Origin of the sequence: Tianxiuia mixotrophica (assembly GCF_050596425.1) — a bacterium.
Lineage (GTDB): Bacteria > Bacillota > Clostridia > Peptostreptococcales > Acidaminobacteraceae.
Genome location: NZ_CP192292.1, coordinates 4,390,807 through 4,403,213 on the forward strand (window position 1 = coordinate 4,390,807; position 12,407 = coordinate 4,403,213).

4 protein-coding genes are annotated in these 12,407 nt (G+C 40.0%); all 4 read right to left on the reverse strand.

The features are described from left to right. Positions 1–293: 293 nt before the first annotated feature. The gene (locus tag ACQ4KW_RS19470; RefSeq protein ID WP_430884094.1) at positions 294–647 is read right to left on the reverse strand and encodes a hypothetical protein; all 354 of its coding nucleotides are present in this window, start codon (positions 645–647) and stop codon (positions 294–296) included. Positions 648–650: 3 nt separating this feature from the next. Beyond that, positions 651–1,925 (reverse strand): DUF1576 domain-containing protein, encoded by a 1,275-nt coding sequence (locus tag ACQ4KW_RS19475; protein WP_430884095.1) that lies wholly within the window; start codon positions 1,923–1,925, stop codon positions 651–653. A gap of 271 nt (positions 1,926–2,196) precedes the next feature. After that, entirely contained in the window at positions 2,197–5,331 is a 3,135-nt protein-coding gene (locus ACQ4KW_RS19480) for a Calx-beta domain-containing protein (RefSeq protein ID WP_430884096.1), read from the reverse strand. A gap of 235 nt (positions 5,332–5,566) precedes the next feature. Next, complete coding sequence (locus ACQ4KW_RS19485) at positions 5,567–12,400, reverse strand: hypothetical protein (protein WP_430884097.1); 6,834 nt, start codon at positions 12,398–12,400, stop codon at positions 5,567–5,569. Between the last annotated feature and the right edge of the window lie 7 nt (positions 12,401–12,407).

The following is a 12,407-nucleotide window of genomic DNA, read 5'->3' on the forward strand; positions in this document are numbered from 1 at the left end:
AATTTCCTTATAAATTTGTATTTATGCCAGAGCAATTATAACATATTTTTTATGACATAAACCAATGAGGTGAGCACTTTACCCACCTCATAAGAATTGCCTATTAGATTATCGACTGTCCGCCCAGCTCACTACAACTCAACCCAGTCGCTTATCAATATACCCGGAGTATTCACGACATAGACATACAGACAACTATATGCATATGCCATGAATACTCCAAGAAAATCTAGAGCCGAGCGGACAATCATAGTTTAATATATTTCGATCGAGATGAATAGGGACTAAAGTCCTTAACCTTTACTATTTTCCTTACGAAGAAGGCGGATTTTCAGCTCGCCATTTTCACAACTAACGTCTGCTTCATCAACCATAGCCCCAACCAAATAGAGTTCATCTGCACTTTCATCTTCTCCAACCAATTGCCAATAGTAGCCTTCCACCTCAAATTGACGCATGGTATTCAGGTTGTGCTCAAGCCTTTCAATAAAGGCTTCATCATATGTGCAATTGTGATGTTCCAGAACAATCTCTGTCTCACCATCTATTCTCTTAACCTTCATATCAATCTCTTGACCACCGTTTAAAAGAAACATTGTTAGAAGTTCATTTATGATAAGTGTAATTTTTTTCACTTCGTGCTGCATCTTTTATCGCTCCTTCTTAAAGGCATCAATCACAGGTAACAGGACACCAGCCACGAGTCCCCCTGAAAAACCATTGTTATATAGGTTGATTCCACCATGAATCACACCGACATTGGTAACAAGCACCATGTGAAGCATACCTGCAATAAAACCTATGACCGGACCATAATTTCCTGCGACCGGTGCAAGGGTTGTTGAAAATAGTATAGAAATAATCATACCTGTTGACGATATATCCTTACCAAAGAATACAATAGCCGTGATGACCCCAAGAACCACAGGCAAAATATTTTTGGGATGCTTGCCAAAGGCTCCAAACCCCACGACGGTGAAAATACCCGCAAGGACAGGGCCATTTACAATGCCACCGATGAGCCAGATGAAAGTCAATGTAAGAAACCCTAGGAGTGACATATTTATAAAGGTCACACCGTAGCCCACAAGGTGGGTGAAGTCAGTGATGAGTCGACCCTTGTATTTCAAAATATTCTTGTACTCTGCGAGGGCATTTTTATTCACTCGAATGCCTGCCACAAAAAGAGCGGCAAACATGATGACCAGCAAGGTTAATATCACCCAGTTGTTTGATTCAGAGACAATATAAACAGGTTCCACTCGGATGCCAAAGCTTCTTAAAAAACTGGTGAGAACCGTCCCGATAATGCCCGCTGTAAAACCGATATTGTATAGGTTGTAACCATCATGGAACTTCAACATATGAGAAGAAAGTGGCACAATGACAAAACCTATAAAGACACCAACCACAAGGGCGGCAAAAAGGCCCTTACCAAGGGGTAAAATTCCCGAAAAGCTGATTTCACTAATCATGGGGGACAGGGCCGTCCCAAACATGATAACAACCAGGATATCTTTAAAAGATATGCCTTGCCTTCTGGTGTAGAGATAGCCACCAAGGTAAATTGGCAGTATGTTTAAAATGTTTTTTCCGAAAAAGGAAAAACCTATTAGGGTGAAAAACGCTGCGATGAGAACCCCATTCACCTTTAACTTATAATGATTCATAATTGCCAGATTCATGTAGCCAATTGCCGCCACGTTAATGAGCGCAGCGCTCATACCACCAACCTTTAAAAAGTCTGTCATTAGAATGGTTGGTGAAAATACAATTTTGGACAGTCCTTGATACCAGGTTAACTCACCCTGTCCCCCCATCATAGAAATTATGCCCACAATGAGAAAAAGCGTTGGTAGCATGGCTAGTATCAACAACTTTCCTTTTCGACCTATATCGCGTTCTTCAATTTTGTTTCTTATCAATAGAAGACCTCCCCTTTTAAGTATCTTTTTATTTATTATAGCATTGATAATACTGTTTTCTAACAGGAATAATATATACTTTTGTTTATATTTGAGAACGATTCTCTGTGAATCATTCTATGCCTATGGTGTTCTCAGGGAAATCCTCGGTCTTGTGCCCTTACTGTTTTTCAACCGCTTTACTTACATAAAAGAAGAGGAACACAATGAATGTGTCCCTCCCCATTTTTGCTTATACTAAGCTTTTAACTCATATTGATTGACCACTGATTTACTGCTTGTTCCAATTGGTTCCATCAAATGCCCACGTTTGAGTTGACAGTTGAACTGACTCGTCAGATAGAACTGAAGACTTAAATGTTATGGCAACACCTACAGTAGGTAGCGTATTGAATGTAATATTCAAAATACTATTGTCACTACCAAACTGAATATCATCTACCGTAATACCTGATCCAGATGTCACTTCAATCGCACCATCTGATGTTGAATCAAGATCAACAAAATCTGTGAAATCAGCCACCACAATGGCACCATCAGATGTCACTGTTGAAAGTTCAAATGATGATTGAACGTCAACAATTGTAACTTCTATTGTCGTTTGCGATCCTAGACTTGCGCCGCCACTAGGTGTGCCAAGGGTTAATGTTACGACTTCATCCCCTTCCGTTACGCCATCTGTTGCTGCAGCGAACGTAAAGGTTTCAGCAATATCACCGTTGGCAAAAGTCAATGTCTGTGTGCTTGGTGTAAATGAGTAATCTGTGTCCTTTATTGCAGTACCTGATGTAACATTATCAGAATAAGATACTGTTACTTCACCATCAGAACCTACACTTCTATTAACAGCGATTGTTGTGCTCTGGCCTTCATTAACACTTACAGATGCTGCTGCAAAGGCAATTGTGCCTGCATTATCATCATTGTTTATTGTCACAACCGCTGAATCGATTGTGCCTAGGCTCGCGCTATTTGTTGGATTTGAAAGTGTCACTGTAAATGTTTCATCTGACTCGACATCTGAATCTGCAGACGTCGAAATGGTAATTGTCTTTGATGTTTCAGTATCAGCAAATGTTATGGTACCACTTGTTGATGCATCAAAGTCTGCTGAGTCTGTTGTGCCATTTGTTACAGCATAGTCAACAGCAACTGATCCATCAGATCCACCTGTACGATTGACTGTCAAGGTCACATCACTGCCTTCTGTCACTGAAGCTGTTCCAGATGAAAAGGCTAATGTGCCTGGATTGGATTGAGCTGTATCATCATTTGTAACAGTGATTTCTGTAGAAGTCAATGTACCAAGTGTCGCACCACCTGTAGGATTAGAAATCGTTACAGTAAATGTTTCATCTGACTCGACATCTGTGTCTTCTGCAGTAGAAACTGTAATAATCTTATCCCATTCGCCATCTGCAAATGTGATTGTGCCACTTGTTGATCCATCAAAATCGCTGGAATCTGTTGTGCCGTTTGTCACAACATAATCAACAGTTACCGTACCATCTGTTTCATCCATAGTGCGTTCCACTGAAATAGCAACATCGTCACCTTCAGCCACTGAGTAAGAGCTAGAAGTGAGTGAAATTGCACCTGGAGAAGTATTTTGCGTTGAATCATTATCAGTGATTGTTACAGTGATCGTCTTGTTTGTGCCAAGTGTTGCGCCTCCGCTCACACCCGATAGTGTCACTGTGAAAGTCTCATCGTTTTCGATTGTTGAGTCATCAACAGTGGAAACTGTCACTGATTTTGTGGTTTCACCACTTGCAAAGGTGATTGTGCCACTTGTGTCGCCTTCTACATCTGACGCTGAAGCTGTATCAGCAGTCACAGTATAGTTGACGGAAACTTCACCAGTGGATCCATTTGTTCTGTTGACAGTCAAAGTGATGTCTTCACCCTCTGTCACAGAGACTGCAGCTTTAGAAAATGCCAATGATCCGCGCTTGATTACATTGCGATCATCGTCATCGTCGTTATTGTTTGATCCACCACCTGAACCGCCGCCTGTTGTTCCTCCAGTGTTTCCTGTATTGCCTGTGTTACCTGTGTTGCCAGTCGTACCGCCGCCAGGACGATTTGCATTCCCAGCACTTTTTGCCTCGTTTTTAGCTTCTTCATTGGCTTGTCTGTCTTGACCACCAATTTTAACACGACTAACTTGCTGACCAAAGTTTAGGTCATCAGTATCAACATCAATTTCAATATCATTTTTTTCAAGGGCTGCTTTTACAACCTTACCAACGCCCTGAATCTTAGCTTTTTGCTGTACCACTAGGTTTCGAATAACAGAACCCAGTGGAATATTGATTTCAAGATTACGTTCTGGTTGAACCTGACCGGTTCCAGTTGGGAGTGTCGGTGTGTCATTCACCTGAACATCATCAAATGCACCGGATAAATCAATCGACATATTTGTAATTGTCGGTTGAATGATTACACTCTTAAATACTGAAACACTTGGCGGTGCTTCAAGAATAGAGCTCGTTTCAACAATAGAATCTGATACAGATGACGTATCATCAGATACGATACGAACTGGGGCTTCAAAACGACTTACAACCAATTGATTGACAATTGATCTAAAAAGTTTAATCGAATTTTGTCCACCACCATAAACTAATAGTCTACCTTTAATTTCTACACCATCAAGGGTCACATCACCCTCGCCAACCTGGCCACCAATGACTAAGTCGCCATTAATAACCATGTCTTTAAGTGTAACATTTGGTTCAATAACCGTTACATTTCCATCGATTGTTTGTCCGCCACCATCAGTGGTTTCAGCTACAATACGATTGCCAAGTACATTGCTTGTGAGGGCTAGAGCCTCAGCATATGTAATCGGTTTGTCATACCCTATGCTTCCATCTGGATAGCCTGTCATGTATCCCTTTTGGATCATCCAAGCCATATACTCTTTACTCCAGTCAGGAATCATCATACCATCGGTGTAGGCATTAACAACACCTGTTAGAACACTTTGCTTTCTTGTCATTTTCGAAAGCACAACAGCTGCTTCTTGCCGAGTGATACTGCCCATAGGTTTAAATGTTCCATCTGGATAACCCTTGATCATACCACTCGCAACTGCCTTAGCTACATCCTTGTAGTAAGGACTTGACATTGCAACATCTGAAAAATTAATTTCACTCTGTCCATTTGTTCCGTAAGCCTTGTTGATAAGTCTTACAAACTCCTGTCGTGAAATCGGCTTGTCAAAGCCCCAATCCATCGCCATTGGTGAAAAGATCTTATCCTGAACCAGTGATATCATTGTGTCATATGCCCAGTGATCTTTTTCGATTTGCGGTCCAACTGCGAATACAGGCTGAGCCAGAATCATTACAATTGCCAAAAGCAAGCTCAGTCTGCGTTTAACATCCCTTTTAATTCTCAAAAGCCTTCCCCCTTCCATCTTCATTCCTTGTTTAAAAATCCATTTAAACATCCTTGTATAAAAAGCAATAGGGTATTTCCCCGTAATAGAAAAATACCCATTATACATGTGATTATAAACTTTTAAAGGCTTATCTTTAGAAAAGTAAATCTTTATATAGGATCTACTTTTCACAGTTGTTTGATGAGGTTTGTCGACCTACTAAAGTTGTTCGATTTACGCATGAGTTAAGGCATTAAAACAACCTATGAATCTGCCAGTAAGACTCTCTGTTATCAAGAGTCACATCCACATCATATGTCTTCTTGATGCCATTGCTGAAGCTGGCTGTAAAGCGGAATGTTATGACACCGTCTGGCCAGTCCATCATGACTTCGTCCCAGAGTTCCCCCTGCCATGTCCATGCATTTGTTCCCGAGCTCAGGCCTGTTGACTGACCTTTATTTAAGATTCCAACCCGGACTGACTCACATGTGGTGGTCGCCCCATCCGCCAGCTCTGTTGTGACCGCTTCGAGGTTAAATTGCTCACCCGACCAAAACATGTCATAGGGTCTTGGTGTGTTGTCATTCCCAGACTTTGATTTGTTATAGTCCATACGGTTTTCATTCCATTTATCCACATGATGAACTTGACCGCTTACAGAAAGTTCTTCTGCAGAGATGCTTGTCTGGGTCTGTCCACTTTCTCCTAGGGGGTCTGTGACTATGGCTCGTATATGGTAACTTGCTTTGTCTACAGAATTTAAATCCACTGTATAGTCTTTTGATCCTCCACCTGATCCCTGTGTTAATGACACATCTGACTTAGAATGTAAAACCTGCCAGTTTATTTGTCCACCACTTTCACCATCCATTTCCTTGGCATACTCAAAGAGAACGTCTAGGGGGTCTCCGTCTGGATCGCTCAATCTGAATGTTAGACGTACGTCATCCCCTTCGTAGATGAAGTTTGGTGTTTTTGATAGGTAGGTTACTGTTGGGGCTTGGTTTGGGATGAACTTAAATGTATCTATGGTCTCTTCCCTGTTTCCGTTATCTGTCTGTGCTATGAATTTGGCTTCATAAATGCCTTCTGGATGGTTTTCATTAAAAATATATGGCCCCTTCCATTTTTTATTGCCATTTGAATCTTGTCCATCCGCTTGCAGGTCTATGCTTACCGGTGTGCCAGTATTAGAAAATAGGTCGACCTGACACTGGCTGGCATACTGACTTGTGCTTGCCGTTATGATGCCTGTCCTCCCCTTTTTTATCGTATATGGATTGATTTCACCCGTTAGATTTATAGGGGTCAAAACATTGAGTCTTAAGACCACTTCTTTTTCTGGTGATCCGTCACTTGGTCTGGCTGTCACCTTAACATTGTAATAGTCTTTATCCTTTAGTGTCGATGGCAGTCCATATGTTTTTTCATAGCTTCTTTCCATCCCATTCACTGAGACCTGATTTAGGTCCACTTGTCCTAGGATGGTGCCTGTTTGTGGAACACTAATGACTGCACTGACCTTATCGATGGCCTTGTGTGTAAAGACAGAGGCCGTAATTTTAACGTCTTCACCAGCAGGCACCCCCACTGGATAGGATGGATCTAGAGATGCATTTAAAACAAATGGCTCACCGTTTATTTTTATGTCTACTGTGTCATAGTCAGACCAAGCCCCTTCAAGGTCTTTGACCCTAAGGGCAAATTGATACTTAACTCCATTTTCAATAGGGAGTGTGCCGTTAAACTCTGTCCACGTCGGATCAAGTTCTTTTCTGTAGTAAAACTGTCTATCGACAATCCCTTTATCGGTTCTTGATTGACTATGGTCAAGATCATATGAGCCGTTGTCTGTACCAGAGAAGTTAAAGCTACCGTCCCCTTGCGGAACTAGGGCGTAACCTAGTTTAGCGATAGGCGGTCTATGAGCAATCACTTCAATACTTGTCTTGTCCTTGTTCCAGTACCTATATTCTGCGAATCTTTCATCATTTCCCACAGGGTTATCTTGTGCTCTTAACCGAATTTCCATTCGCCCTGGTACGTCCACTCTGACAGGTTCATCAAAATCAGCAGGCGGTATCCAAGCTGTATCTGCATTATCAAAGTATGTGTTGTCGTGGCTCACATCTATACGTTTTTCGTAAATTGAGTCCCCTTCATAGTCAAGGACAAAGCCTCCAATGTCTATGGTGTCGCCAACTTGTATGAATACTGTTTCTGTATCTTCATAGTCAGCGTATTCTTCTAGGAGTTTGGCTGTAATGTCTGAATAAGCACCACGACCGACCATCATGTAGGCAGGGCTTGAAGAAGATATGTCGTAGGGGCTTGCGTGATTTTTTGATGAATGTTCATTATTGAGTACATATGGCGAATTGAAGGTTTTAACAAAATCACTATGATAATTAAAATCCCCTAAACGCCCTTTATCTGTTGCCCCTTTTCCCCATACTGTTCCTTTGTCATCAACGAGGGAAACGGCCTTTCCTCTATCTCCTGTTACACTTACCTTTGAAATTTTTATGCTTGTCTCCACCTTCTCATTATCAATAATTAGGTTGTCGTTTGTATCCACCAGTGCAAAAGTAAAATAGGAGTATATACCCGTAAATGATGATGATTTTGAATAGTCACCACCTTTGTCTCTCCATCTTTTGTCATCGCCATCATAATCCTGATATTCATAGGCATATCTATAGAAATTGTAATCAGAATCTGAGAATGGATCACCATGTACTGTTTTATCACCTTCTACATTGACTGAAGCCATGTTAGAGAGATTTCTATCTTGATCAAAGATATGCCTATATTCTGCTTCGCCATACAAATAATCAAATTTTTCAAGATCATCAAAATAATATATCTTCATTTGAATAGGATGTGTATAATCATATGTTTCTGTTGGATCATTGGTTGAAATTGTGCACAGAGCATATCGACCTTCAATATCTTTAATAAGGTATACTGTATCTCTATTAACGTATAAGCTTTCTATGTGGCTCCTCTTTGAAAAGGATAGATTGTTCACATTCATAGCATAGACTTCTTCTATTGTTGACAGATTGACCTTTTTAGCCGTAAAAAAGCTTTCATCATCTAGAGACTCAACATCATTTGCAATATAATAAATATCACCATTGTTATTGACCACTATTTTAGAGTAGTTTGAATGTGAATACACATCTTGTACTTGAATGGATTTTCCATCATCCATTACCCACACTCCCGGAAACTCAAATGTCTTACTATCCCTTAGTTTTCCCCAAGGTGTTCCTTTTTGACCGTAAGTATTGCCATGTGGTTTCCAGATATATACATAGTGTTCCGAGTCATGATAGGTATATAAGTCATCATATAAAGCAATCCCCCAATCAGAAGATCTAACTAAACCTGATTTAAATCTTTTTTTCCTGTTAACGATACTTTGATAAATATCTGTTGTGCCATCTTCTAAAGGGGACAGTAGGCTGAAATCAGACAAGGTATTTTTATAATTTATCGGTTCTGAATTACTCCTCTGATAATCATAATAAATTTTATCAACCTCAATATCATTATAGTTTTTGAGTTGATTATTGTATTTTGTTTGAGCATATAAAGCACCATCAGAAAAAGCGACATCAACGACCTTTGGTATACCTGCTGAAAACTCCCCCCAATAGTCATCCATGCTAAAATATATTTTAAATCCATAAGACTCTAGTTTTTGACGTAATTCTTCTGGCAGATGTACATTTCGACCATCTTTGATTGCCATTACAATGTATTTATCGTTCTCTGAATCCTTATATTTCTCAACCAAACTATCTACTCTTGGAACAATATAAGGGGTGTCTGTTTCACTTTCTAAATGTCCCTGCACCCAATTTTTATCGACCTCAACAGTTAGTTCTTTAGGATACAAAAGTTCAGGAAAATCGTCTCTGTCTTGAACATTACTAAAGCCTCCATAACCACCAATATAAATATGTGTATCATACCCACTTTTATAAGAAAAGCTACTGGTTGACCTATCAGCTGCTAAAAACATTCCGTAATCACCATTGCCGGCATAACTTGGGTATCCATAACTTCCCCTAAAATCATAGGGTGCATCATAAACATTAATATCTAGACCTAATAGGTTCCATTCATCAGTGCCACTACTTTTCTCATGATGCTTAATATATGGTGTTCTATCAAGCTCACCATAAGCATTTGGATATGTGGGGAAATCTAGCATATCTTCGAGTGTTCCTTGTCGGATCTCAAGATTTGCAATCTTGACTTGCCTGTTATAAGGTCTCGTTTTATAGTCTCGATCTGAGCCCCTATAATATCTATAAAGTTCCCACTTAAAATTCATGTAAGCGTTTCGATACCAGTTGAAAATTTGCTTTTTCTTAATGCCTATCAATGATTTTTCAATGCCTGAATCACTATTCAGATTCACAATCTCATGATTCACACCAATCTTGCGCTCATACATTTCTTTGTTCAGCTTGTTGACCTCTGCAAGTAGCTTTGAGTAATTCTTCCCATCTTCATCTGTAATGACGAGTAGGTCAATTTCTTTTTGCAGTTCTGCTGTGGTTGAAATAACAGGTGCTACATTGTCCACATGACAGTATCTTTCCTGATAGACTTGATCAAGGGAATTGTCTGTTAAATAGTCACTTTCTGTTAGGAATTTAGATATGGTATCTTCCTCTGGAATAACCTCCACCACTTCATGGTAGAAATCATAATCACCCAGTTTTTTTGTCTTATAGAGTTCGTGGACTTTTGCTGTGCCTATTGGCGTCCACGTTTCATCTGATCTATCCCCATCATTGTCAGAGTCATGACGAGCGTACCACTGTTTAACCTTTGTTTGATCTCCGTCTTCTGAATAAGATGTGTCTAGCATTTCAATGCTTGCATTTAGATCATCCATCTTGTCACGAAGGGCAAGGGATATTACTGTAAGACCTGCTCTTGGTTTCAGATCGGGTTGGATCATTATAGGGAATGATAAGCTATCACTGGCTTCATAGTTTTCATCACCTTCAAGGGTACACTGGGCATGTATATTGAGTGTAACCTCATATGCCCCTGGTTCTTTGATTAGAGCATTTACCACTTCGCCCTTATTATTTGTTTCATAGTTGATATTCGCAGTATCACTTGTGCCATAATTAACTGTATTAGATTGCCCCTCAAGAGGTGTGATCGTCCATGCGTAATCATCTATTGGAAAGTAATAGGCATCAATGGACTCACTGGCATTTAAAGTGACTTTACGATTCACTTTCCGAAGACCATCCACCCGCATTTTGGCTTCAATAGGTGGGAGGATTTCAATATCATCACTTGTGGAATCTTCCAGACCATCATCATCTGTGACAACAAGCTTTATGTCATTATCAGACGTTGACATGACTGTGGCTTTCATCCTTGATTTTTCATCGTTAAGCCACTCAATTTCTCTTATGGCTTGGAGTTTAAAGTCGTAGTCTACAATTTCACCGTCTGGATCATAAGACCCTGCACCACTTAGTGTAAACCTATCCCCCATTCGCACCTTGCTTGGTGCGCGTAATTTTGCCACTGGTTCTTTTGTTTGTGGCAAGGTTGGGTCTTCCTCATCTTCATCAATCTTTTTAAATGTCACCGTATGTGGCACTGTAAATCTATTAATTCCTTTTAGTCCACCATAATTAAATTTATATAGGGTTTTGATTAACATTGTGAAGGTAACTGTGCCGTTACTGTCTGCATGGCTGCTTAATTTAGGCTCTGTCATAGTGTATGTGACGTTTTGATCGCCATATTTAAATTCGCTCAGTCCACTACTCTCGGGGAAAGACTCCATCGTCCATAATACCTTTGTGATTTGATTTGGCTTGCTGACCTTATTATTTGGCTCTAAGGTCAGGTTTACGTCCTGCCAGTCTTTATACTCAATCACACCGTCTGTTACGTCCACGCCATTGTTTTTAATGACGAAGTAGGGTTCGACCTCTCCTGCATTGACAAGAATATTGGTTGAGGCTTCACCAAGACAAGTGAATTCATCTTTAAAGAGTTCTTGTGCGACAACTTTGGCACGACCATTATAAGTTACAGTGTCAACCTCACCACTTTTAAAGTTGTTGCGCTTTTCTTCAAATACAAAATCTGCTTTGAGTTTTCCGTCCTCAAAATATACTTCTTTCTTTTCTCCGTTGACTTCTATAAGAGCATGGTCAATATAATCCTTCAATTTCCAATCATCGAGTTTTGCAAAATCATCAAAATAGACCTCTGCTGTCACCTTTACATTCTTGGTCATTTCTTCTTGTCCAAATTCATAAAGAGGCTTTTCCACAGATACTTTAAGCTGTGGCAAGGAAAAAGGCACTGGAGCAACGTCCAGTGTCCTGTAATAGGTGCTTCCCGATGATAACATGTGATAGAGTCTCACAGACCCTGTCATTTTGAGGGTAGATGGTGTTTGGTAAATGGCGTATTCTTTTGCTTCATCCACTGATTTTCCACCGAGTACATTATCTTTAATATTGATACTGCCTGGTACGTATCCGCCACCATCTTGGGCGTATATTTTTTTAAAAGTAAGCATATGTTTTGCTAAGGATTCATCCACCGTCCAAGAATCAACTGCACCACCCGTCTTGATCCAGTTTTTATTCCTATATGTTGTAAAGAAGGGTGTTGTCCCTGCTGTGTTTGGAAAATGGGGATTGGTTACTTTTGTATCGTCATTATACAAATAGCCTAAATCTCTATAATGCCACTCTCCCTTTTCATCTTTCTGGTAATCGCCTTGTCCCTTATAGCCATAGTAGTCATACTCAGGATATGTATAGACAAGTTTATTGAAGTCTCTTAGGATGGCTATGTTGACCACTCGATCTTCTTCCGTCTTGTAGTTGTATTTTCCAACAACACTTTCCACATACGATCTGGCACCTTCTTCATCATAGAGGTAATGCGCCCTTATATAGTTTGCCATTTGAATCACATCATAGGCATATGTTGGCTGATCTGCATGAATTACAAAACTGATACTGGATAGGAATGTTGTTATTATGATTAAAAAAGCAATATACTTTTTTTTCACCACGTCA